Below are 24,760 nucleotides of genomic sequence, written 5' to 3' on the forward strand. Positions count from 1 at the left end.
CAGTCAACCTGGAAGCGATCGATCGGCGCGCGTCAGCGGCGCCGATCGATCGTGATGGTCTGCAGTCTTCCCAACTAACCTGAGTGCCTCGCGCCGCCCCGGACGTTCATCCGGCCGGCGCGGGCACCAATCTCACGCGCGGCTTTGTTTCGTGTTAAAAAACGAAGTCGCTTATCGGGTGCATGCATAGCGGCCTGGCAGTTATCGCCCGCAATCATCTGCGTGAGAAGGATTCGATGCCCACTAATTCATTTCTGTGCTCCGGTCGATTCAAGAGCCTCGGCGTGCTGATTGCCGCTGGTATTGCTTTTTCGTTGTCGGGCTGTGCGGCCTCGCCATCTGCGGAAGCTCAATCCGCTCCGCCTCCGGCGATCCATTCCGCCGACGGTCCCTTACCCGTCCCGCCGAATCTCGTCGCCTTGATGCAGCCCGAAGGACAGAAACGGCTCCTGTCCAGCGTGGACAAACAGTCGTATTGGCCGCTCTCCCAGTACTTCGAAACGCAGAGGAACGAGGCCTACTGTTCAGTGGCGAGTTCCGTCATGACACTGAATGCGTTGGGCATCAAGCGTCCGGAGTCGACGCAATACCCCGACTTCCCGTACTTTTCGCAAGAGGACTTTTTCCGTAGCGTCGATCCGCAGGTCGCCAACGCGGCGCGGGTATCGAGAGAGGGCATGACGCTCGACCAGCTCAGTTCGGTCTTGAGCGAATTCCCGGTGGACGTGAAGAAATTCCATTCCAGTGACCTGACGCTCGTGCAGTTTCGCGATCTGATTCGCGATACCACGGCGCAATCCGACCGCTTTGCGCTGCTGAATTTCAGGCGTCCGGAGATCGGCGAGACGGGTGGGGGCCATTGGTCGCCGCTTGCGGCATATGACGCAGACACAGATAGCGCGCTACTTCTCGACGTTGCGCGGTACAAGTACCCCGCCGTTTGGGTTCCAATAGCGCAACTGTACGCAGCCTCGCAATCGGTTGATAACGTTAGCGGGATTTCACGCGGCGTGGTGATCGTGAGCAAGCGGGCGAATTAATGGCGTGCAAAAGATCCCCCCAATTGCCCATCGCGCAAGATGACGACGTAAGGTTTTCTCAAGAAGCGACTCGTTTATAAATTTCCTGGCAGACCTGACGGAGTGACTCTGCGAACAGTCGATTGGACATCCTCTCAGGTTCGTTCAAACGCGTGAACAGCGCGATCGGCGACAACGTCCATTCGAACGAATAAGGCACGATCGCGACACCAGCAATGCGCACCAGCTCCTCGGCGATATCCGCGGGGACGATGGACACCGATTGCTCGCCCGCGACGATCATCTCGCCAATCAGCTTGGATGAATAGCTCTCGACGATCGGCGTCGGCGGCGTCAGACCCGCGCCGAGGAAGATATCGGCGACCTGTTCGCGCATCGGCGTGTTCGGGGCGCCGAGAATCCAGTCCAGTTCCGCGAGTTTCTGCCAGTCGATCTGTCCGCGCGCGAGGTGCGCCGCGAGGCGGCGGCTCGCGATCAACCGCGGCGGCTGACGATATAACACCTCGACGCTGACCTGCTGCAAATCGAGCGAGGCGGATGCACGGCCGAGCACGATGTCGACGGTATGGTCGCGCAACTGGGCGAGCAACTGCTCGCTCGTACCCTCGTGAATTGTAACGGTCAGGCGCCGGTTGCCTTCGGGGCGAGTACGCTGAATCGCCGTCGACACCATCTGGCCCGGGATGAACGGGATCACGCCGATATGCAGATGCGCCGCATGCCCCGACGCCACCGACTCCATTTCCCTGACGAGATGATCGAGATCCTCGGTCATGGCCCGCGCTCGCGCCAGGACCACCTGGCCCAACGCCGTCGGCGCCATGCCACGCGCGGAGCGGTCGAACAGCGGCGCCCCGAACATGTCCTCCAGTTCCGCCAGCATATTGGTGACCGCGGGCTGGCTGCTTGCCATGCGCTCGGCGGCGCGCGTCAGGGAGCCGTGTTGCTGGATTTGCAGCAGCAAGGTGAGGTGCCGCATTTTTAGGCGCGATGACAGCTTGCGGACCACCGCGTTGGGATCGAATGCCGCCATAAATGCCGCGAGCCATTAGAAAAATATGATGGGGGCATATTAACTCTAAATATTATCCTTATGGCGCGTGCCTAGAATGAGCCCATCACTTTTGATTTGCGCCGCGCAAGGCGCCCAACCATAGGGGCTCAACAAGAATGAACACGACGGATCGTCAGGCCGCTCTCGACTATCACGAATTCCCGGTCCCGGGAAAAACGGCGGTTACCGCCACCAAGCCGCTCGTGACGCAGCGCGACCTTGCCTTGGCGTACACGCCGGGCGTGGCCGCAGCGTGCGAAGAGATCGCCGCCGATCCGCTCAACGCGTTCCGCTTTACCGGCCGTGGAAATCTGGTCGGCGTCATCACAAACGGCACCGCCGTGCTGGGACTGGGCAATATCGGCGCGCTGGCCTCGAAGCCGGTGATGGAAGGCAAGGCGGTGCTGTTCAAGAAGTTTGCCGGCATCGACGTGTTCGACATCGAGATCAACGAGACCGATCCCGACAAACTGGTCGATATCATCGCGGGCCTGGAAGCGACTTTCGGCGGTATCAATCTCGAGGACATCAAGGCACCGGAATGCTTCACCGTAGAGCGCAAACTGCGCGAGCGGATGAAGATTCCGGTCTTCCACGATGATCAGCATGGCACCGCCATCACCGTGTCCGCGGCCTTTATCAATGGTTTGAAGGTGGTGGGCAAGAGCATCAAGGAAGTCAAGGTCGTCACATCCGGCGCAGGCGCGGCAGCGCTGGCTTGCCTCGAACTGATGGTGGACCTCGGTTTGCCTATTGAAAACGTCTGGGCAACCGACATCGAAGGCGTGGTGTACGAAGGCCGCACAACGTTGATGGATCCGCAGAAGGCGCGCTTCGCGAAGGATACCTCGGCACGTACGCTGGCCGAAGTCATCGAGGGTGCCGACGTGTTTCTCGGACTATCTGCCGGCGGCGTGCTAAAGCCCGAGATGGTGAAACGCATGGCGGCGCGCCCGCTGATTCTCGCCTTGGCCAATCCCACGCCGGAAATCTCACCGGCCGAAGTGAAGGCCGTGCGCGACGACGCGGTCATCGCGACGGGCCGCTCCGATTATCCGAACCAGGTCAACAACGTCCTGTGTTTCCCCTATATTTTCCGCGGGGCGCTGGACGTGGGCGCGACCACCATCACGCCGGAAATGGAAAAGGCGGCCGTCTACGCGATTGCCGCGCTCGCCGAGGAAGAGCAGAACGAAGTGGTCGCCGCTGCGTACGGGGCATATGGCGTCGACTTCGGTCCTGAATACATCATCCCGAAGCCGTTCGATCCGCGCCTGATCGTGCGTATCGCGCCGGCTGTTGCGAAGGCCGCGATGGACAGTGGCGTTGCCACGCGTCCGTTGCAGGACCTGGACGCGTACACGGAGCAACTGCAGCAGTTCGTCTACCGGTCGGGCGCCTTCATGAAACCGCTGTTCGCAGCGGCGCGGCAGATCGTCCGTGAAGGCGGCAAATCGCGCATTGTGTTCACCGAAGGCGAGGAAGAGCGCGTGCTGCGTGCGGTCCAGGTAATCGTCGATGAAAAGCTCGCGCGTCCGATTCTGGTCGGCCGTCCTGAAGTGCTGATGGCGCGGATCGAAAAGTACGGCCTGCGTCTGCGCCTCGGTCAGGACGTCGAAGTGACAAATCCTGAGTATGACGAACGATTCCATCAATACTGGACGACGTACTGGGAATTGATGTGCCGCGACGGCATCACCAAGGAAATGGCGCGCGTGGAAATGCGCCGCCGTTTGACGCTGATCGGCGCGATGATGGTGAAGCTCGGCGACGCCGACGGCATGGTGTGCGGGACGGTTGGCGCGTATCACGACCATCTGCGTTTCGTGGATCAGGTGATCGGCAAGAAGGCCGGAGCGCAGACCTATGCGGCGATGAATATTCTGCTGCTCGACGATCGCACCATCGCGCTGGTCGATACGCACGTCAACGACGACCCGACAGCCGAGCAGATCGCCGAATTCACGATTGCCGCTGCGAAGAGCATGGCTGGGTTGAATCTGGTGCCGAAGGTGGCGTTGTTGTCGCGTTCGAACTTCGGCTCTGGCAGTTCTGCGTCCGGCGCGAAGATGCGGCGTGCGCTCGAACTGGTGATGCAGCAGGCGCCGACGCTGGAAGTCGACGGTGAAATGCACGGCGATTGCGCGCTCGACGAAGCGCTGCGCTCACGCATCCTGCCGATGTCGCGCCTGAAGGGCGCGGCGAACCTGCTGGTGTGCCCGAACGTGGACTCGGGGAACATTGCCTACAACCTGTTGAAGACCGCGGCCGGCAGCAATGTGGCGGTGGGGCCCTTCCTGTTGGGCGCCAATGCGCCGGTGCATGTGCTGACGTCGAGTTCGACGGTGCGCCGGATCATCAATATGGCGGCGTTGACGGTGATCGACGCGAACCGGGAAGTTTGAGGCTGGGTGTCGCGGGATTCGGGGGCTTCTGTGTGAGGTGTGCGCGGCGTCCCGGACCCAGCGCTCAACGCGCGTTATCGATGGTCATCTGACGTCGTCGATAACGCTGCTTCAAGTCTCCGGCAAATCCGCTCCTCGGCGCCGTCCGACAAGGATTTGCGCCTAATCCCTCCGGTTGCGTCCATTGCTGAAATCAGCCGTCCCGCGTTGTAGGACAACGTATAATGAGCGGGTCAGCAAACCAACAGGAGGTCCTTGATGACCGCGTCCCCAGCCCTCACTACGCCGCCTGCGCGCGCGCGTGGAAGTCTTGCTGACCGGGTGGTGAACTACATCAACGAACAGGTCGCGGCGCATACGCTGAAGCCAGGCGACAAGCTTCCCACCGAGACGACCTTGATGTCGTTGCTAGGCGTCAGCCGGACGGTGGTGCGCGAGGCTATCTCGCGACTGCAGGCGAATGCGGTGATCGAGACGCGTCACGGTATCGGCAGCTTTGTGCTCGAGCCGCGCCGCGAGCCGTTGGGCCTCGAGATGGTGCCCGCCACGACGCTTGCGGACCTGTTATCGGTCATGGAACTGCGTATCAGCCTCGAAACCGAGTGTGCAGGGCTCGCCGCGCAGCGCGCGAGCGAGCGCGATCTGGCTAATATTCGCGCCGCGCTGGACGCTATCGGAGCCACCAGCCGCGCCGGCGGTGACAGCGCAGCCGCAGATCTGCGGTTTCACGTCGCTGTGGCGAGCGCCACCGGCAACCGCTATTTCGTGGACATTCTCACGCAGATGGGCACCGCGTTGATTCCCCGGCATCGTGTCGATTCGCCGAGTCTTGCCCACAGCGATCCCGCCGCATACATTGCGCGGGTCAATGTTGAACACGAGAGCATTCTCGACGCCATTGCCCGGCGCGACCCGGAGGGTGCGCGTGCGGCCATGCGGATGCATTTGTCGAGTAGCCGCGAACGGCTGCGACGCTTGAATGTAGGGGCGTCGGAAGAGGGTGTCGAGCGCACGGCCTGAGACAGGCCCGCGCGAAGTCAGAAAAGCGGCCCGCGGGCCGCTTTTTTGTTGTCTCTGCCCTGCTGAGGGTTCCAATATCAGTCATCGTATAACAAACGATGTTATGCCTAAAAAACAGTCACTTAGGCGTCGAGTCTTGCTGCGAGAATCCTCATCTTAAGAACTTACGGTAGTAATAATCCCTTGTCCATCAAGGTTGTGCACCTGATACAAAGGGTAAACCCCTAATGGGAATTTAATTCTATAAAAAGTAGACTGTCGTCAGACAACATATCCAGGGCTGGGAAGCGAGCGCGACCGTGCTCGTCGCAAATCAGCCCGCGTTGCGTCTGGAGCCAGGAGACAAACCTTGACATCTGTTCCCACCGCGGCGATCGACCCGCTCGAGTCCGCGGTTTCGAAGGTGAAGCGGCACATCCTGCCGCTCTTCCTGATCATGTTCATCGCGAATTACATCGACCGCGTGAACATCGGTTTCGTCAATTCGCACATGCAGGCGGATCTGGGGATCGGTGCGGCGGCCTACGGTTTGGGCAGCGGCCTGTTCTTCGTCGGATACGCGCTGTTCGAAGTGCCGTCGAACGTCCTGATGCAAAAGTACGGGGCGCGCGCGTGGCTCACGCGCATCATGGGGACGTGGGGTCTGGTCGCCGGTGCGATGGCGTTTGTCTGGAACGACACCTCGTTCTACGTGCTGCGTTTTTTGCTCGGCGTTGCAGAGGCGGGTTTTTTCCCGGGCGTGGTGTTTTATTTCACACAGTGGCTGCCGCAGAAAGAGCGGGGTAAGGCGGTGGCGGTGTTTCTCTCGGGCTCGGCGCTCGCGTCGGTGCTGTCTGGTCCGATTACCGGCAGTTTGCTATCCGTGCACGGGCTTGGCCTGCAGAGCTGGCAGTGGATGTTTCTGATCGAAGGCGGGTTTTCAATCGTGTTGTGTGGCGTGAGCTGGGTCCTGCTGAAATCGCATATCCGTGACGCTACCTGGCTGACGGCTGAAGAGCAGCGGGTGCTGCAAACGTCCATTGCGAAAGAACAGGCCGAGCGCGACGCACTCGGCGGCGCCCACTTGCCGGCCTTGAAGCTGCTGAAAGACCCGCAAATCGCGCTGTTCTGCTTCCTGTACTTCGCGATTCAATTGACCATTTATGCTGCCACGTTCTGGTTGCCCACCATCATTCGCAAGATGGGCGCACTCTCGGATTTCCAGGTTGGCATGTTCAACACCATCCCCTGGCTCATCGCGATGGTCGCCATGTACTGTTTCGCCGTGCTATCGGCCCGGTGGCGTTTTCAGCAAGCGTGGCTGGCTGGTGCGTTGGTGATTGCTGCGTGTGGATTGTTCGCCTCGACCTCTGCGGATCCGGTGTTCTCGTTCGTCGCAATCTGTTTCTCCGCGATCGGCTTCAAGGCTGCCTCGTCGCTGTTCTGGCCGATTCCGCAGGGCTATCTGGATGCGCGGGTGGCCGCTGCCGTGATCGCGCTGATCAATTCGGTGGGCAACCTCGGCGGATTTTTCGCGCCCGCGACGTTTGGCTATCTGCAGCAACATACCGGTTCGATTAGCGGTGGCTTGTATGGGCTGGGTGTCGCGTCGCTCGTCGCTGCTGCGGCGGCGTTCCTGACGCGCAATCGCCGCGCGCCGCCTACTGACGGCCTGGTGCAGCCGCTGCATAGCAAGGCTAACTAAGCATCTGAACCGTACTCGAACTCACTCTGCCCGTTGGCTCCATCACTTCTAGGGTCCTACTTTAATGTCTACGAAACCCGTCCAGACGAATGCCACACCGATCGTCACCGAGTTGCGCGTCGTGCCGGTTGCCGGCCGTGACAGCATGCTATTGAATCTGAGCGGCGCGCATGGGCCGTTCTTTACCCGCAACGTCGTGATTCTGCGCGATAGCGCAGGCAATACCGGCGTCGGCGAAGTGCCGGGCGGCGAAAACATCCGCAAGACCATCGACGACGCGCGGCCGCTCGTCGTCGGTCAATCGATCGGCAACCTGCAGGCCGTGCTGAACCGGGCGCGCACGCAGTTTGCGGACCGCGACGCGGGCGGACGCGGCTTGCAGACCTTCGACCTGCGCACCACGATTCATGCGGTGACCGCACTCGAAGCAGCGTTGCTCGATCTGCTCGGACAACATCTTGGCGTGCCGGTTGCCGCGTTGCTCGGCGAAGGCCAGCAGCGCGACGAGGTCGAGATGCTCGGTTACCTGTTCTACATCGGCGATCGCAAGAAGACTGACCTGCCATACGCGAGCGGCGCCGAGGGTCGCGACGCCTGGGAGCGCGTGCGCACCGAAGAGGCGATGACGCCGGAGGCCGTGGTGCGACTGGCCGAGGCTGCTCAGGCACGCTACGGCTTCAATGACTTCAAGCTCAAGGGTGGCGTATTGGCTGGCGACGCTGAGATCGAAGCGGTTACCGCGCTGGCAGAGCGTTTTCCGAATGCACGCGTCACGCTCGATCCGAACGGAGCGTGGTCGTTGGCGGAAGCTGTGCGTCTGTGCCGCGACCAGCACGATGTGCTGGCCTATGCCGAAGATCCCTGCGGCGCGGAGAACGGTTATTCGGGTCGCGAGGTGATGGCTGAATTCCGCCGCGCGACCGGTCTGCCGACGGCGACCAACATGATCGCTACCGACTGGCGTCAGATGGGCCATGCTATCCAGTTGCAGTCCGTCGACATCCCGCTTGCCGATCCGCACTTCTGGACCATGCAGGGCTCGGTGCGCGTCGCGCAGATGTGCAACGATTGGGGCCTGACGTGGGGCTCGCATTCGAACAATCACTTCGATATCTCGCTCGCGATGTTCACGCACGTCGCCGCGGCGGCCCCCGGCAAGATCACCGCCATCGACACGCACTGGATCTGGCAGGACGGCCAGCACCTGACGCGCGATCCGCTGCAGATCGTCGGCGGCAAGGTTAAGGTTCCGGAAGCAGCGGGTCTGGGCATCGAGCTCGATATGGATGCGCTGGAGAAGGCGCACGCGCTATATCAGCAGCACGGCCTGGGCGCACGCGACGACGGCGTCGCGATGCAGTACCTGATTCCGAACTGGACGTTCGACAACAAGCGCCCGTGCCTGGTGCGCTGAGCCTGACTTCAACCCGATCTCAACTCGACAGCGGCCGTCGCGGCCGTTCACTTTTACCCAAAACTTGAACCTCATCCGACCATGACGACCCCTCAAGAACTCAAAGCGATTGTTTCCGAAGGATTGCTGTCCTTTCCCGTGACTGACTTCGACGCGAACGGCGATTTCCGCGCCGACACCTACGCGGCGCGCCTCGAATGGCTCGCACCTTACGGTGCGACGGCGCTGTTCGCCGCGGGCGGCACCGGCGAATTCTTTTCGTTGACCAAGGACGATTACTCGAATGTGATTCGCACTGCCACGGAAACCTGCAAGGGCAAAGTGCCGATTCTGGCTGGCGCCGGCGGCCCTACGCGCGTGGCGATCGAGTATGCGCAGGAAGCGGAGCGCCTGGGCGCAAAGGGCGTGCTGCTGATGCCGCACTATCTGACCGAAGCGTCGCAGGAAGGTATTGCCGCGCACGTCGAGCAGGTGTGCAAGTCAGTGAAGAATATGGGCGTGATCGTCTATAACCGCGCCAATTCGAAGCTCAATGCGGACATGCTCGAGCGTCTGGCCGATAGTTGTCCGAACCTGATCGGTTTCAAGGACGGCGTGGGCGAAATCGAAGCAATGGTAACAATTCGCCGCCGTCTGGGCGACCGCTTTTCGTATCTCGGCGGCCTGCCGACGGCGGAAGTTTACGCCGCTGCCTATAAGGCGCTGGGCGTTCCCGTGTACTCGTCGGCGGTGTTCAACTTCATTCCGAAGACGGCGATGCAGTTTTACCGGGCGATTGCCGCTGACGATCACGTGACGGTCGGCAAGCTGCTCGACGAGTTTTTCCTGCCGTATCTGGCGATTCGCAATCGCCGCCAGGGCTACGCGGTGAGCATCGTGAAGGCGGGTGCAAAACTGGTGGGCCGCGACGCAGGTCCGGTGCGCGCTCCGCTCACCGATTTGACTGCTGACGAGATGGCGCAACTGGATGTGCTGATCAAGAAGCTCGGCGCGCAGTAAATGCTGGGCGTTGCGGGTCTTTAACGCCTTGTGGTGCCCAGAAGGAAGGGCATCATAAAGCGCCATCAACGCCATTAATGCATGTACGTGACGCGGCGCTCGCGCACCGGGATCTCGAGTCCCGCCTCGAGCAGCGAGAATGCAAACCAGCGGCCAAGCTTCAGTACGACACCCAAGGCCGGCCGTGGTAACCAGCCGTCGAGCAATTCGACCGCAGCATCGCTGCGCATCCGCTGCAGCAGTGCGATGGCTTGCAGCAGAGCGGCTTCATCTCTGGCGAGTTCGCTCGCGCAGCGGCAGCGTGTATCGAGCGGCCGGCACGACGGGTCGGTGAGCGCATGCATCAGCAGATTGAAACAGGTCATGCAGTCGGCGGACAGGCCGGCCTCGGATAGCACCGCACGCCAGCTCTCATTCTTGCGCACGGAATCGCACTGCGGACGCATCCATGTCCGAAGTGCAGAGAGGAGCGTCTGCTCCGCGACGTCGGGATGCTGCGCGAGCGATTCGTCGAGCAGCGTGTACGGCTGCACGGATGGGCTATGAAAATACATGGGACCTCCAACCGGAAATGGGAGACGCGCTGCGCCCAATGCTGCCTGCCGCTGGCCGGGTTGGCGTACAGCGCTGCGCCTGGATCGTGTGTTGCGTAGCGTTTGGGCCGTCGGGCCCAAGCGCCGCGCATCCGCTCAATTGGCCGGTGTTCGTTGCGACGACGGACCGGTCCATTCGCGCACGAAAGCGGCGCTTGCGGGCCGTTTAGCGGGACGTTGATTCGCGGGCGGCGTGCCGACGAACAGGAAGCCAAGCAGCCGTTCCGATGGCTCGAAGCCGAGTGCCGAATGCATCGCAGGCTCGTACGAGTCCGCGCCGGTGGCCCAGAACCCGCCGTAGCCGAGCACGTGGATGGCGTTGAGCATATTCATCGTTGCCGCGCCGACAGCGAGTAACTGCTCGACCTCAGGCACCGTCGAACGCGGATCCACGGCGGCGCCTAGCGCGATGATCACCGGTGCGGCCTGCGCCTTCTGGGCGCGATGCGCATGCGCGGAGCGCGGCTCGCCCGGTGAACGTGCGCAGGCGATATCGACCAGCACCTCACCCAACGCGGCGCGCGCCGCACCGCGCACGACCACGAAGCGCCACGGCCGCAGATTGCCGTGATCCGGTGCGCGCAAAGCGGCGTCGAAAATTGACGCCAGTTCCTTGTCGCCGGGACCGGGACTCGTCAACGGCCAGTGCGACTGGCGCGACAGTAGCGCTTGCAATACGGTTTCCGCGCGATCTTGCGGGTCCGGGGCGGTTGTGACATCGAGAGGTTCAACGGCGAGAAGTGAGTCCATGGGCGCAGAGAATTGACGTGTTCGATGGCGCCTATGATGAGACAGTTTGGCCTCAAATGCAAATGATTCTCATTTGATAAATTGATCTCGGAGTGGCGCGATAACTGCCACAAGTTCGCCTGCATGTGCCAATTGGCGGGATTAGCCGCGGTTTCGCCAAGCTCCGGGCGCGTCTCAGCTCCGCCAAAATTGCTTGACAAAGGGTAGCGTGCCCTCTAATTTACGCCTCTAAACAGAAATGATTCTCATTTGCGAAGTTCGTTGACGCTGCTCTCTTCCGATGAAGAGGATGCCGCGATGCCTGGATCATGGCGGCCGTGCCAGGCAGCATCAAACGCCGCATGGTCGACGTAAATGGGAATGATCCGTATTTAAGCACTCAACAATCTACACCGGAGCGTTCAATGAGCTGGGGCGATGAAGACACGAACTTCCACGTAGTGGTCAACGATGAGGAGCAGTACTCGATCTGGCCGGACTACAAGGCGATTCCGGCAGGGTGGCGTCAGGCCGGCAAGTCGGGCAAGCGGGCGGAATGCCTTGCTTGGGTCGACGAGGTCTGGACCGATATGCGACCGCTCAGCCTCCGTAAGGCGATGGCGGAGGATGCGGCGAAAGAGACCGCGGCGCGCGCGGGTTCGGCGACCTGACCGATGAGTGGATTCGTCGCGGTGCCTGGAGCGCTGCCGCCCGTGCGTCTGGTTTGTCTGGCGCATGCGGGCGGAAGCGCGATGCTGTACCGCCGCTGGGCGCAGCGTCTGCCACACGGCGTGCAGGTGATGCCGCTGGAGTTGCCGGGGCACGGTTCACGTTGCAGGCTGCGCGCCCATACCGAGTGGCCGGCGCTGATCGAGATGCTGATAGTCGACCTCGCCGAACAGCTCGATGACGACGTGCCGTTCGCGGTGTTCGGGCACAGCATGGGCGCGCTCGTCGGCTTCGAACTGATCCACGCGCTCCGTGCGCGTCATGGGCTCGAGCCGATCTGGTTTGGCGCTTCGGCGTCGGTCGCACCGTCGCGCCGCAACCGGGAGACGCATTGGCTCAATTGCACACATGAGGCGATGGTCGCGAGGTTGCGCGAGCTCGGCGGCACACCTGCTGCATTGCTCGACGATCGGGACTTTATCGATTTCGTGCTGCCGGTGCTACGGGCTGACTTTCATCTGTGTGGCACTTATGCGCCGCTTGCAACGGCTGAGGAGAGCACCGTGCGCGAGCCGCTTGTTTGTCCAGTCGGCGTTTTCACCGGCTGTGACGATCGCGCCACTGCGTGCGCTGAAGACGTCGCGGCCTGGCGTGACGAAACTCGCGGGACGTGCACGCTGCATCGCTTCGACGGCGGTCATTTCTATCTCGACGGCACGCCCGATTCCGTGATGGCGTGCGTCGCCACATCTCTCGCGGATGCACTTGCGCGGCCGGTCGCACCTAAGCCGGCCGCGACGAAAGGCGAAGCATGGACACACTGATCAGCGGTATCGACGCGGCACTCAATGAACAGGTGATCGAGCGAAACGGCACCCGCGTGCTGGCGTTGAGCCCAAATGACGCAACAAATATCGAGGCACTTCTGCCGCAGTTGCAGACTCTAGTAGCGCGTGCAAGGCCAATCTACGGCGGCGTGCTGCTGCGCGGTTTCGACGCGCTCGGTGCGTCGGGTTTCGACCGTCTCGTCACAAGCTTTGGCCAACCGACCTTGACCTACGAATTCGGCTCGACGCCTCGCAGCAAAATCGAAAAAGGCGTCTACTCCTCGACCGAGTATCCGGCCGATCAATGGATCGATCAACATAACGAGCAGTCCTACACGCTCAGCTGGCCGGCGTCGATCTGGTTCTACTGCGACATCGCCGCGGAGCAGGGTGGCGCGACACCGATCGCCGACAGCCGCCGCGTCTACGAACGGCTCGACCCTGCGCTGCGCCGACAGTTTGCCGACAAGCAGGTGATGTACGTGCGTAACTACGGCAACGGTCTCGATCTGCCGTGGCAGCAGGTGTTCGGCACGGAAGAGCGAGACGAGGTCGAGCAGTACTGCCGCGCCAACCGGATCGACTACGAATGGCTCGACGATGGCGAGGCGCTGCGCACGCGCCAGGTTTGCCAGTCGGAGCTGCGTCATCCTGTGACGGGCGAGACCGTGTGGTTCAACCAGGCGCACCTTTTTCATGTTTCGAATCTGCCGCTCGCGGTACAGGAAGCGTTGCTCGAAGTCGTCGATGACGACCGCCTGCCGCGTAACACCTTCTTCGGCGACGGCGCGCCGATCGACGCCGCGATGCTCGACGAAATCCGCGCGGTGTACCGCGACACCATGCTCTCGTTCGACTGGCATGCCGCCGACACGCTGATCCTCGACAACCTGCTGATGTCGCATGGCCGCGCGCCGTTCGCCGGCAAGCGCCGCGTGCTGGTTGCGATGACCGCCTGAACGATCTGATCTTCGGCCGCAGCGCGCCTGGCTCCGCTGTCCGCCGAACCCCTCTCGAATCAAGACCATCCATGAGTGAAACTGCGAGCGAAGTGTCGAAGGAACTGCTGTCGATTTCGACGGCCTATGTCGCGTTATCGCCCGAGAAACGCGCAGCATTCCGCGCCCGTGTAAAACAGCGCGGCATCGATCCATCGCGCTTGCCGATCGTCCCGTTCCCCGGCAGCGAACGACGCTTTGCGTTATCGCATGCTCAGGAGCGCTTATGGTTCCTCTGGCGCCTCGATCCCGCGAGCGCCGCGTACAACGTGACCGGCGCGGTGCGCTTGCGCGGCAGCCTTGATGTACGGGCGCTGCGCGCGGCGCTCGATCAGGTCGTCGATGCGCATGAGAGCTTGCGGCAGCGTTTCAACGAGGTCGACGGCGTGCCGTTCCAGATCGCCGGATCGACACAGTATGGCTGGGATGAATTCGACCTCGACGGCGCTCGCGATACGGAAGCGGCACTCGAAGCGCTGCTGGCTAGCCGGTCCGCGCTGCCCTTCGATCTCGAACGCGGGCCGCTGCTGCGCGTGGCGCTGATCCGGCGAGCAGCGGACGATCATCTGCTGCACATCTCTGTGCATCACATCGTCGCAGATGGCTTGTCGATCGAGGTGTTTGTGGCCGAGTTTGCGGCGGCTTACCGTGCCTGCGTTGCGGCTCCCGGCGCGATGGCGGTGGGCGCGCCTGACGCGGCACGTGCGTCTGTGCTCGCGCCGCAGATCCAGTACGGCGACTACGCGCAATGGCAGCGCGAATGGTTCGACGAGTCCGCGTTGGAACGACAGCTCGACTACTGGCGCAACCGTCTCGGCATGGAGCATCCGGTTCTGGAACTACCGCACGTGCGTTCACGCTCTGGTTTTCGCAGCTGCGCCGGAGCAAGCGTGGTGCGGATGCTGCCAGCCACGTTGCGCACGGCACTTGGGCAGCTTGGAGAGGCTCACGACGCTACCCTATTCATGGTGCTACTCGCGGCCTTCGACCTGTTGCTCGCCCGTTATAGCGGCCAACGCGACATCCGCGTCGGCATGCCGGTCGCTGGCCGCGACCGGCATGAAGTGGTGCGCGCAATCGGCTTTTTCGTCAACACGCTGGTGGTGCGCGCCGAATTCGCGAGCCTTACGACCTTCGTGGATCTGCTGGCTCAGGTGCGTGAACGCGTGCTCGAGGCACACGACTGCGCCGACCTGCCGTTCACGAAAGTGGTGGACGCCCTGCAGCCGCAACGCAGCCTGGGGCACACGCCGCTTTTCCAGGCGATGTTCAACTATCTCGGCGCGGATCGCGATATGCCGCATCTGCCTGGCCTCGAAGTGTCCAATCATGAAGTCGGCACGCAGACCGCGCGTTTCGATCTGGTGCTCGCTGCGCGTGACCGTACGAACGGCCTCGAAGTTGCCCTGACCTACGCCGAAGATCTGTTCGATGCTTCGGTGATCGAACAGATGCTCGATCACTACGTTGTTCTGCTGGAGCAGATCGCACGCAACGCCGCCGCGCCGCTTGCCAGCTTCGAACTGGTGCGAGAAATTCCGGCCATGCCTGCGCAAAAGGCTTTCGAGTCAGTGCCGGCGCGCTTTGTGGCGAGCGCTGCACGGCAGCCGCAGGCCCTTGCCGTGCATTGCGAAGGGGAGCGCGTGACTTATGGTGCGCTCGATGCATGGGCCGAGCGGATTGCAATGTGTCTCGTCGCGGCCGGTGTACGCGCTGACGAGCGAGTCGGCATCTGCATGACGCGTTCCATCGGCATGGTGGCGTCGCTGCTCGGGACGCTCAGATCGCCGGGTGCATTTGTGCCGCTTGATCCCACGTATCCGGCCGAGCGTCTCGCGCTGATGATGGACGATGCGGGCGTGCGCGTGCTGTTGAGCGATCGTGCGACGCGGGAGCAATGCGGTGAGTTGTTCGCCGGCCGTACGGTGATTGATGTTCACGCGTTCGATGATGATTCGTGTGAAGCGGCAGATGCAATCTCTAACGAAGCCGTAAGCGCAAGGGCAACCGCAGCCGCAGCGCCCGTGTACGCGCCGCATCCCGAGCAGCTCGCTTATGTGATCTACACCTCGGGGTCGACCGGACGGCCCAAGGGCGTCGCGATAACGCATGCAGCGTTTGCCTCCCACCTCGACGACTTCATCGCTGCTCATCAGATCACTGCAAACGACACCGTCCTGCAGTCCTCAACGATCAACTTCGACGTCGCGTTGCACGAACTTCTGCCGGCGCTGTTGCGCGGCGGAAAGGTCGAAATGCGTGGTCCGGAGCCATGGGACATCGAGACGACGAGCCGGCATCTGATCGACGCACGCGTGACCTTTTCGCGCCTGCCTACGGCCTATTGGCAACAGTGGCTGCGCACGCCGCCGCCGGCGGAGGCCCTCGCGGCGCTGCGGCAGATCACAGTCGGCGGTGAAGGCTTGCCGGGCGACGCGCTTGCGCAATGGCGCAATGGACCGCTCGGCCATATTGGCCTTGCGAATCTGTATGGCCCGACAGAAACGACGGTGGCCTGCATGTATCGCGCAACCACCGCCGACGACGCCTCGCAACCGATCGTCTCCATCGGCAAGCCCTACGCGTCGCGCACCGCCCGCGTGCTCGATAGCGATGGCAACGAAGCACCGGTCGGTGCGTTAGGCGAACTCTGCATTGGCGGTCACACGCTCGCGCGCGGCTATCTGGGCCGGCCATCGCTGACAGCCGACCGCTTCGTCCCCGATCCATCGCATCCAGGTGCGCGTCTGTATCGCACTGGCGATCTGTGTCGCCGCCGCGCCGACGGCGCGATCGACTTCCTCGGCCGTCTTGATCAACAGGTCAAGCTGCGTGGCCTGCGCATTGAACCAGGGGAAATCGAGGCGGCGCTGCGTCGTCAATCGGGCGTCGCCGATGCAGTGGTCGTCCTCGCAAAGGACCTGGGTGCGCCGCGCCTCGTTGCCTACGTGGTCGCGAAACACGGCGAGTCCGTACCGAGCGCCGCGTTGCAGCACGGACTCGCGCAGCAGTTGCCGGCCCACATGGTGCCCTCGGCGATTGCACTGCTCGAGGCGTTGCCGCTGATGCGCAACGGCAAGGTCGATCGCGCGGCGCTGCCGGCAATTGGCGCAGAGGAGAACGAACAACAGATCGCGCCGCGCAACGATGCCGAGCGCCTATTGCTGACGCTTTGGGAGGCCGTGCTGGGACGCGATGGCCTGAGTGTCGAGGACGATTTCTTCGCCGCTGGCGGTGACTCCATTCTGAGTCTGCAACTGATTGCCCGGGCTCGCGCGCAGGGCTGGCTGCTGACGCCGCGTCAGGTATTCGAGCATCCCACCATCGCGCGTCTTGCGATGGTGATGCGTCCACTCGAAGATGGTGGCGGTGAAGGGCTGGTTGAGATAGGCGACGCGTTGCCGCTGACGCCGGTACAGACATGGTTTTTCAGCTGCTATCCGGACGGCGAACCGCATTGGAATCAGTCAGTTCTGCTGGAAGTGCGCGGCGAACTGGAGGCGGACGCGCTGGAGCGTGCGCTGAGCGCCGTGGTGGCGCGTCACGATGCGCTGCGTCTACGTTTCGAGCGGCATCCGGACGGCTGGAGCCAGCGGGTGCTGGCCGATGCGCCACCGGGACTGCTGAGCGTCAATGATCTGCGTGACGCGTCCCACACGCTGGGAGCTTGGCAAGCGGCATTGGCCACGCAAGGTCAGATTGCGCAACAGAGCCTCGATCCGCAGGCTGGGCGTCTTTTGAAAGCGGTGTACTTCAAGGTGCCCCCGACGGCGAAGGACGCGCCGCGAACCACGGCATCAGGCCGTTTGCTGCTGGTCATTCACCACCTCGTCGTCGACGGGGTGTCGTGGCGCATCCTGTTAGCCGATCTTCAGGAGGCCTATGCGGCGACACTCGCGCGCGAGCTGCCGGTGCTCGGTCCGAGTACGCCATGGAGTGTCTGGGCGGACGCCCAGCGCAAAGCAGTTGGCGATAGCCGGGTGACCGCTGCATTGCAAGCATGGCAAAACGTTTTGGCCAACGCCACGCCGGGGCTGCCAGCACCCCATGGCACATCCGCGTCAAGTCGTCAGATCGATTGGCGCCTTGACGCCAATGCGACCGCAGCGTTGCGCCATGCCGCACCGCGCGCTTACCGGCTTGGCATCGACGAACTGTTGTTGACCGCGCTCACTCGCACGCTGGCTAACGCGTTGGGTAGCAGCGGCGTGCTGCTCGCGCTGGAGGGTCATGGCCGCGAATCGCAGATTGTATTGGGCACAAGCGAGCGCGGTGTAGCAGGCACGGACCTGAGCCGTACAGTCGGCTGGTTCACGACGCGCTATCCGGTCTGGTTGTCCGCGCAACCCGAAGCGGACAACCAGACCGCGCTCATCTCCACCAAGGAACAACTACGTTCGCTGCCGGACGATGGCGTTTCTTGGGGCTGGCTGCACGCCTATGGAACGGCAGCCGTACGTGATGCCCTCGCCGGTTTGCCCACGCCGCGCATCAGTTTCAACTACCTGGGCCAGTTCGATCAAAGCCTCGGCGCCGATGGCCCGTTCGGTTTTGCGAGGGAAGCAGCGGGCAACCCGCAACCTGACGACGAGCCGCTCGGCTACGTGCTCGATCTGAACGGGATGATTGTCGGCGACTGCCTGTCGTTCAACTGGAGCTACGACCCGGCGGTGCTCGCGCAAGCGGACGTCGAAGCATTCGTGGCCACGTTCGATCGCGAAGTCGCGAACCTTGTTGCACATTGCGCCACTGCGACGCCGCGTGTGAGCGCTTCGGACGTCCCGCTCGCAGCGCTCACGCAGAGTGAACTCGACGCGCTCGGCTTGCCGCTTGCGACGATCGAAGACCTCTATCCCGCCACGCCGCTACAGCAGGGCCTGATTTTCCACAGTCTGATGGAGCCGGGGGCGTATCTGAACCGTAAGCGCATGACGCTGCGCGGCGCGCTCGACGTCGACGCAATGCGTTCTGCGTGGCGCACGGTTGTCGCGCGTCACGCGGTCTTGCGTACGCGTTTCGTGCGCGCCCACGGTGGCGCGATGCTGCAGGCCGTGTATGCCGAGGTACCGGAACCATTTGTCGTGCACGACTGGAGCGACCGCGACTACTACGAAGAAGCGTTTGCGCGCTGGTTCGAGTTCGAAGCGCCGCATCTGATCGATCTCGACGCGGCGCCCTTGATGCATGTCGCGCTGATCAAACGGCCCGACGGTGCGCACGATCTGGCATGGATCAATCACCACGCGCTCTCCGACGGATGGAGCAGTGCACAGTTGCTTGGCGAACTGAGTCGCGTCTACCACGCTGCCAGCCGCGGTGAAGCGCCGCTACTCGATCCCGTCGTACCGTATCGTTCGTACCTCGAATGGCTGCGCGAGCAACCGGACGCAAGCACGTGGTGGCGCACCCGACTGACACGCGTCGACCGTCCCGCGCTGCTGCTCGATAGCGTGCCGTCGCTGCCGGCGACGCGTACGTCACGCGGCGTGCACGCACGCGCCGCATTCGGCCATCGTGCACAGACGCTCGACGTCGCACTCGGCGCTGCGCTCGCGCAGGCCGCGAAAAGTTACGGCGTGACGCTCAATACGCTGATTCAGGGCGCCTGGGCGTTAGTACTGGCGCGTTTCGGCAATCGCCGTCAGGTCGGCTTCGGCGTGACGGTGGCGGGGCGTCCCGCGGACCTTCCGGGATCAGCTTCCATCCAGGGACTGTTTATCAATAGCCTGCCGCTGTGGGTCGATGTGCCGGCGCAGCAGCCCGTCGCCGAGTGGTTACACGAACTGCAGACTTACAACGTCGAGTTGCGCCAGGCCGGTCATGCACCGCTTTCGTCGATCCAGCAATGGGCGGGACCGAGCTTCGGCACCCTCTTCGACTCGCTGCTGGTGTTCGAAAACTACCCGGTCGATCCTGCGTTGAACGATGGTTCGCTGGGTTTGAGCGTTGCGTCTTCCGAGTCGTTCGAGCGCACGCACTATCCGTTGACGCTGGGTATCGTGCCGGGCGAGCGCATTGCGCTGGAGTGGAGTTGGGACGCGGAACGTATCCCGGAGACGACACTCTCTGTATTGCAGAGCGCTTATGTGGACCTGCTCGCGCAGTTGGCGCGAGTTCAGACTCAGAACGTCTCGCTGGCCGCGTTACGCGTGGCCGGGCCGAGCGCGTTGAGCGGCGCGGCGACCGGTGCTGCGGCGCACGCCTATCGTCCGTTTGTCGCGCGTTTTGACGCCGTGGTGCGACAGCAGCCGGATGCGCTCGCAGTGCATTGCGACGGCGTGACGCTGAGCTACTTCGAACTGAGCAAGTGGGCGAACCGGATTGCTCGCCGTCTGGTCGCCGTGGGCGTAGCGCGGGAGGCCCGCGTCGGCGTTTGCGTCGAGCGTTCGCCTGCCTTGATCGCAGCGTTGCTGGGCGTGATGAAGGCAGGTGGTGCGTACGTGCCGCTCGATCCCGCCTATCCGCGCGAACGGTTGCGCGACATGATCGACGATGCGCAATTGACGACGCTGCTGACCGACGCGGTCACTCGTGCAACGCATGCCGAACTGTTTGCCTCGACTGTCTGCGCAGAGGTCCGGATAGACGAGACCGCGGCGGAACTGGACCACGATCCTGAGCATGCGCTGCACGCTGAGCAACTTGCATACGTGATCTATACATCCGGTTCGACCGGCAAGCCCAAGGGCGTCGCTATCACTCACGGCGCGCTGAGCTTGCATCTTGACGACTTCATCGCAGAGAACGGTTTGTGCGCGGCAGATCGCGTGCTGCAATTTTCCACCGTCAATTTCGACTCGGCGGTGGAGCACATTTTTGCTTCGCTCGCGGTGGGCGCATCACTTGAATTGCGTGGGCCAGTGCTGTGGAGCGCTGCTGAATTCATCCGTGTTCTGCAAGAGCGCCACGTCACGGTCGCGGACTTGCCGACCGGATATTGGAAGCAGTGGGCGCAGCAACTGCCTGACGATACCGCTGGGATCGCGTTGCGTCGTGTCACGGTAGGAGGCGAAGTTTTGCCCGGTAACGCGGTCGCGCAATGGTTCGATGGTCCGCTTGCGGATATCGTCCTCGTGAATACCTATGGTCCGACCGAAGCAACCGTCACCGCGTCGGGTCAACTCGTCATAGCCGGGCACGCTGAAAATATTGCGGTGCCGGTGGGGTCGCCGTGGGCGTCGCGCATCTACCGCATCCTCGATTCAGACGGCGAGCCGGTGCCCGAAGGCGGCCTGGGCGAATTGTGCATCGGCGGTGCGACCCTGGCGCGCGGCTATCTTGGCCGCGCTGCGCAGACCGCCGAACGTTTCGTGCCCGACCCGTTGGGTCCCCGCGGCTCGCGTGTATATCGAACCGGCGATTTGTGCCGCTGGCTCGCGGACGGTAGCGTCGCGTATCTGGGCCGGCTCGACGATCAGGTGAAGGTGCGCGGCTATCGGATTGAACTCGGCGAAATAGAGCGCGCCCTGTGCGCGCAGGCAGGCGTGAAGGAGGCGGTGGTGATCGCACGTGGCGATCATGAGGCGAAACGCCTGCTGGGTTATGTCGTTCTCGCGGACAACGTGGCCGCAGTCACTGGAAGTGCACTCCGCGAGGCGCTGACGCGCACGTTGCCGCCGTATATGGTGCCGGCGTCAATCGTGACGCTCGACGTGCTTCCGACTCTGCCGAACGGCAAGCTCGACCGCAAGGCGTTGCCCGACGCGGATGGAGATAATACGGATTACATAGCGCCTGAAACCCCGCTCGAAATGATGCTTGCGGATATCTGGCAGGCGGTGCTTGGTATTGACCGGGTCGGCGCACTCGATGATTTCTTCACCCTTGGCGGACATTCCCTGCTTGCGTTGCAGGTGGCGGCACGTTTGCAACGTGCGCTCGACCGTGAGATCGCGCTGCGGACGTTGTTTGAAAATCCGGTGTTGCGATCACTTGCGGCCGCCCTTGACGAGGGAGCAAGCGAAACCCGCCATGCACGCGGGCTGCAGGCCGTGCGACGTCTGGGTCGACGCGAGACGCTGCCGACGCATGGACAGGAGCGCTTATGGTTCCTCTGGCGTCTGGCGCCCGACAACCCGGCTTATCACCTTTCTTTGGCTGTGCAGATTAACGGTGAACTCGACGTTCCGGCATTGCGTAAGGCGCTTGGCTCCGTGGTGCAGCGTCACGAGATACTGCATAGCCGCTTCGAGGAACGCGACGGTGCTCCGTGGCTGATCGTCGACGAGCATCTGGGCTGCGAGTGGTCCGAGACGGTCTTCGCGGACGTGAACGGCGCAGCCGGTCCAGTCGTCGCTGCGTGGTTGCGCAATGGTGCCTCCAGAGCATTTGATCTCGCGCGTGGCCCGGTGCTGCGCGCACAACTAGCACGTCTCGCCGGTGGCTCCCACGTGTTCGGCTTGGTGGTGCATCACATTGCCGCCGACGGTTGGTCGATGAATCTGTTGATCGATGAATTGCTGAGTGCCTATGCGGCGCATCGCGCCGGTCGCGCACCGGCGTTTGCGCCGCTGCCGGTGCAGTATGCGGACTTCGCCGTCTGGCAGCGCGAGACGCTCGACGCCACCGCGCTCGAACAGCAGCTCGACTATTGGTGCATGCGCCTCGGTGACGAGCAGCCGGTGCTCGAATTGCCGACAGATCGCGCGCGTCCCGCGCTGCGCAGTTCGGACGGCGGACAGGTCGAAGGCGTGCTTGATCAGCCACGCGCCGATGCATTGCAGGGCTTTGCCCGCCGGCACGACGCGACGGTGTTTATGACGCTGCTCGCGACGTTCCATGCGTTGCTGCATCGCTATAGCGGCCAGCGCGACATCCGCGTTGGGATACCGCTGTCGGGACGCGAGCAGCTGGAGATCGAACCGCTGATCGGCTTCTTCGTCAACACGGCGGTGATCCGTGCGGACCTCACGGGCTCGTTGCCGTTTGACGCGTTGCTCGCGCAAGTGAAGCAGCGGGTACTGGAGGCGCAGGTTAATCAGGATGTTCCATTCGCACAGATCGTCGATGCGCTGCAACCGGTGCGCGCGGCAAATCACACGCCGCTTTTCCAGGCGATGTTCAATCTGGACGTTCCGGCGGCGCCGCTCGACCAGCACGCAGGACCGGCGCTGCAGTTGCGGTCGCTCAGTGATCAACGCACGGCTGCGCAATTCGATCTGACGCTCAATGTAACGATTGCGGATCAGCTCAGCCTGTCCTTCAGCTATGCAAAAGATCTGTTCGAGCACGCCACAGTCGAGCGTTTGATGCGCGATTACGTGGGTATGTTGACGCAGCTGGTGCGCGAGGACAAGGCAAGCGTGGCACGGGTGCGAGATTTTACGCTCGAGGCGCGGCCCGTCGCGCAACGCGGCGCGAGCGAATCGTCTGTTTTGACGGTGCCATTTTTGCCGGTGCACGCTCACATTGCCGAGCAGGCGCTGGACTCTCCCGATGCTATCGCGCTGCGCTGCGACGGTGCCACGCTCAGCTATCAGCAACTCGACCAGCGCGCAACACGACTCGCGCAGCGGCTTCTTCGTTGTGGCGTTATGACGGAAGCGCGCGTAGGTGTGTGCGTTTCCCGTTCGCCTCAGATGGTCGTGGCGATACTCGCTGTGCTGAAGACCGGTGCCGCCTATGTGCCGCTCGATCCGGCCTATCCAGCGGCGCATCTCGCCGGCATGATCGACGACGCGCTGCTGACATGCACACTTGTCGATGTGGTGGGACGCGAGCGTCTGGCGGATATCGCCGGAGATCATGTCTTCGTCGAGGTCGACGGCGGTGCAGACCGCCAGGATCAAACCGAAGCGGAAGATGATGCCGCGTTTGCAGACGCGGATGCAAACGGACAACGCGCTTGCCCCCTGTCGTTTGCACCGGTTCGAGCCGATCAGCTCGCCTACGTGATCTACACCTCGGGATCGACAGGCAAACCCAAGGGCGTTGCAGTCACACACGGCGCGCTGATACGTTTCCTTCACAGCATGCAGGCTCGCCTCGCCCTCAATACCGATGACGTCTGGCTCGCTGTCACCACACTGTCTTTCGATATCGCGGCGCTTGAGCTGTATCTCCCGTTACTTGCAGGTGCCACGATCGAACTTGCTACGCGCGAGACCGTCGCCGATGGTCGCCGCCTTGCAGCGCTCGTCGACGCGTCGCGTGCGAGCGTCATGCAGGCGACGCCGATGGGCTGGCGCGTTCTGCTTGATGGTGGCTGGCAGGGTCGACGGGAAACGGGCGCACCGATGCGCGCCTTGTGCGGCGGCGAGGCGCTACCGGTGGACCTCGCCGACGCGTTGCAGACGCGTGGCGTCCAGCTATGGAATATGTACGGCCCGACCGAGACGACGATCTGGTCGAGCGCCGCGCGGCTCGATGCCGCTGGCGCACCGATTACGCTCGGCGAACCACTCGAACATACGACGCTGATGGTGCTCGACGCCGACGGCAATCCGGTACCGGACAACGGCATAGGCGAGTTGTGCATCGGAGGGGCCAATCTCGCACGCGGTTATACGCGGCGCGCCGGACTGACCGCCGAACGCTTCTTGCCAGATCCGCATGGCGCGCCGGGTGCACGTCTATACCGAACCGGCGATTTGTGCCGGGTACGCGGCGACGGACAACTGGAGTACCTGGGCCGTGCCGATCAGCAGGTGAAGCTGCGCGGCTTCCGGATTGAACTGGGAGAAACCGAAGCGGCATTGCGCGCGCTTGATGGCGTCGCCGACGCGGTATGCCAGATCCAGGGCGAGGGCACGTCGCGGCGCCTCGTTGCATTCATAACGGGCGACGCCGATCCAGCAGCATTGCGTCCGCTGCTGGCAAGGCGTCTGCCCGCGCAGCAGGTACCTGCGCAAATTGCTCGGCTAGAGCTGTTGCCGCTGACATCGAACGGGAAGCTGAACCGCAAGGCGCTGCCGTTGCTGACATCAGCGACGTCTGACGCATATCGCCCGCCTGTCACACCTACCGAGGTTCTCTTATGCCGGATCTGGAGCGAGGTGCTGGGCGCGGCACAGGTCGGGCTTGACGACGATTTTTTTGCGCTAGGCGGACATTCGCTGCTCGCTGTGCGGGTGGCATCGCGCGTCGGCGAGGCGCTCGGCCGGAAGATCGAACTAGGATTGCTGTTTGCGCATCCATCGCCCGTCGAGATGGCCGCACAACTGGATCATAGTGCCGCCGCGAATGGCGATGGAGCAGACACGATCGATGCATTGCAAGATCTGATGGATTCCTTATGAATCGATTGATCACGAGCGCAATAGTCGGCATCGTCGCGCAGTTCGCCTGGCACGAAATGCGGGAAGCGCAGGATTCACAGAACTCGCCGCA

Annotated in this window: 13 protein-coding genes; 10 read left to right on the top strand and 3 right to left on the bottom strand. The window is 62.7% G+C overall.

Annotation, left to right across the window (positions count from 1 at the left end; all coding sequences use genetic code 11):
* Positions 1 to 236: 236 nt before the first annotated feature.
* Entirely contained in the window at positions 237 to 1,040 is an 804-nt protein-coding gene (locus P3T17_RS31725; protein ID WP_429410643.1) for a phytochelatin synthase family protein, read from the top strand.
* 58 nt (positions 1,041 to 1,098) lie between these two features.
* On the opposite strand, the gene P3T17_RS31730 is transcribed toward P3T17_RS31725, so the two are convergent.
* Positions 1,099 to 2,073 carry a LysR family transcriptional regulator gene (locus P3T17_RS31730; protein WP_429288941.1) on the bottom strand — a complete coding sequence of 325 codons (975 nt, stop codon included), beginning with the start codon at positions 2,071 to 2,073 and terminating at the stop codon, positions 1,099 to 1,101.
* A gap of 137 nt (positions 2,074 to 2,210) precedes the next feature.
* Here P3T17_RS31730 and P3T17_RS31735 point away from each other — a divergent pair, with 137 nt between their 5' ends.
* The 5 genes from P3T17_RS31735 (at position 2,211) to kdgD (ending at position 9,616) form a co-directional block, all read left to right on the top strand.
* A complete protein-coding gene (locus P3T17_RS31735; RefSeq protein ID WP_429410645.1) occupies positions 2,211 to 4,499 on the top strand; it encodes an NADP-dependent malic enzyme in 2,289 nt (762 codons plus the stop codon).
* Positions 4,500 to 4,757: 258 nt separating this feature from the next.
* A complete protein-coding gene (locus P3T17_RS31740) occupies positions 4,758 to 5,519 on the top strand; it encodes a FadR/GntR family transcriptional regulator (protein WP_429410647.1) in 762 nt (253 codons plus the stop codon).
* A 349-nt stretch (positions 5,520 to 5,868) separates the two neighbouring features.
* On the top strand, positions 5,869 to 7,203 hold the full coding sequence (locus P3T17_RS31745; RefSeq protein ID WP_429410649.1) for an MFS transporter: 1,335 nt from the start codon (positions 5,869 to 5,871) through the stop codon (positions 7,201 to 7,203).
* Positions 7,204 to 7,267: 64 nt separating this feature from the next.
* The gene (gudD, locus tag P3T17_RS31750) at positions 7,268 to 8,617 is read left to right on the top strand and encodes a glucarate dehydratase (protein WP_429410651.1); all 1,350 of its coding nucleotides are present in this window, start codon (positions 7,268 to 7,270) and stop codon (positions 8,615 to 8,617) included.
* A gap of 81 nt (positions 8,618 to 8,698) precedes the next feature.
* Positions 8,699 to 9,616: a 5-dehydro-4-deoxyglucarate dehydratase gene (gene kdgD, locus P3T17_RS31755; protein ID WP_429410653.1), complete on the top strand. Its 918-nt coding sequence runs from the start codon at positions 8,699 to 8,701 to the stop codon at positions 9,614 to 9,616.
* A 74-nt stretch (positions 9,617 to 9,690) separates the two neighbouring features.
* Here kdgD and P3T17_RS31760 read toward each other — a convergent pair whose 3' ends face one another.
* Positions 9,691 to 10,170, bottom strand: a complete 480-nt coding sequence (locus P3T17_RS31760; RefSeq protein WP_429410655.1) for a hypothetical protein — start codon at positions 10,168 to 10,170, stop codon at positions 9,691 to 9,693.
* A gap of 135 nt (positions 10,171 to 10,305) precedes the next feature.
* Positions 10,306 to 10,959, bottom strand: coding sequence for a nitroreductase family protein (locus tag P3T17_RS31765; protein WP_429410657.1), 654 nt, complete (start codon positions 10,957 to 10,959; stop codon positions 10,306 to 10,308).
* 404 nt (positions 10,960 to 11,363) lie between these two features.
* Here P3T17_RS31765 and P3T17_RS31770 point away from each other — a divergent pair, with 404 nt between their 5' ends.
* From P3T17_RS31770 to P3T17_RS31785, 4 genes are all read left to right on the top strand, one after another.
* The gene (locus P3T17_RS31770; RefSeq protein WP_074267452.1) at positions 11,364 to 11,609 is read left to right on the top strand and encodes an MbtH family protein; all 246 of its coding nucleotides are present in this window, start codon (positions 11,364 to 11,366) and stop codon (positions 11,607 to 11,609) included.
* Positions 11,610 to 11,612: 3 nt separating this feature from the next.
* On the top strand, positions 11,613 to 12,431 hold the full coding sequence (locus tag P3T17_RS31775) for a thioesterase II family protein (protein WP_429410659.1): 819 nt from the start codon (positions 11,613 to 11,615) through the stop codon (positions 12,429 to 12,431).
* The gene (locus P3T17_RS31780; RefSeq protein WP_429410661.1) at positions 12,419 to 13,393 is read left to right on the top strand and encodes a TauD/TfdA family dioxygenase; all 975 of its coding nucleotides are present in this window, start codon (positions 12,419 to 12,421) and stop codon (positions 13,391 to 13,393) included. The genes P3T17_RS31775 and P3T17_RS31780 overlap by 13 nt, the downstream gene beginning before the upstream one ends.
* Positions 13,394 to 13,464: 71 nt before the next feature.
* A complete protein-coding gene (locus P3T17_RS31785) occupies positions 13,465 to 24,669 on the top strand; it encodes an amino acid adenylation domain-containing protein (protein ID WP_429410663.1) in 11,205 nt (3,734 codons plus the stop codon).
* The last annotated feature ends 91 nt before the right edge of the window (positions 24,670 to 24,760 follow it).

Source organism: Paraburkholderia sp. GAS82 (assembly GCF_050436285.1).
Taxonomy (GTDB): domain Bacteria; phylum Pseudomonadota; class Gammaproteobacteria; order Burkholderiales; family Burkholderiaceae; genus Paraburkholderia; species Paraburkholderia phenazinium_B.

Excerpts from the sequence above, each read along its gene's own strand:
- P3T17_RS31725 (WP_429410643.1), top strand. The coding sequence starts at position 237 with ATGCCCACTAATTCATTTCTGTGCTCCGGTCGATTCAAGAGCCTCGGC.
- P3T17_RS31730 (WP_429288941.1), bottom strand. The coding sequence starts at position 2,073 with ATGGCGGCATTCGATCCCAACGCGGTGGTCCGCAAGCTGTCATCGCGC.
- P3T17_RS31735 (WP_429410645.1), top strand. The coding sequence starts at position 2,211 with ATGAACACGACGGATCGTCAGGCCGCTCTCGACTATCACGAATTCCCG.
- P3T17_RS31740 (WP_429410647.1), top strand. The coding sequence starts at position 4,758 with ATGACCGCGTCCCCAGCCCTCACTACGCCGCCTGCGCGCGCGCGTGGA.
- gudD (WP_429410651.1), top strand. The coding sequence starts at position 7,268 with ATGTCTACGAAACCCGTCCAGACGAATGCCACACCGATCGTCACCGAG.
- kdgD (WP_429410653.1), top strand. The coding sequence starts at position 8,699 with ATGACGACCCCTCAAGAACTCAAAGCGATTGTTTCCGAAGGATTGCTG.
- P3T17_RS31760 (WP_429410655.1), bottom strand. The coding sequence starts at position 10,170 with ATGTATTTTCATAGCCCATCCGTGCAGCCGTACACGCTGCTCGACGAA.
- P3T17_RS31765 (WP_429410657.1), bottom strand. The coding sequence starts at position 10,959 with ATGGACTCACTTCTCGCCGTTGAACCTCTCGATGTCACAACCGCCCCG.
- P3T17_RS31770 (WP_074267452.1), top strand. The coding sequence starts at position 11,364 with ATGAGCTGGGGCGATGAAGACACGAACTTCCACGTAGTGGTCAACGAT.
- P3T17_RS31775 (WP_429410659.1), top strand. The coding sequence starts at position 11,613 with ATGAGTGGATTCGTCGCGGTGCCTGGAGCGCTGCCGCCCGTGCGTCTG.
- P3T17_RS31780 (WP_429410661.1), top strand. The coding sequence starts at position 12,419 with ATGGACACACTGATCAGCGGTATCGACGCGGCACTCAATGAACAGGTG.
- P3T17_RS31785 (WP_429410663.1), top strand. The coding sequence starts at position 13,465 with ATGAGTGAAACTGCGAGCGAAGTGTCGAAGGAACTGCTGTCGATTTCG.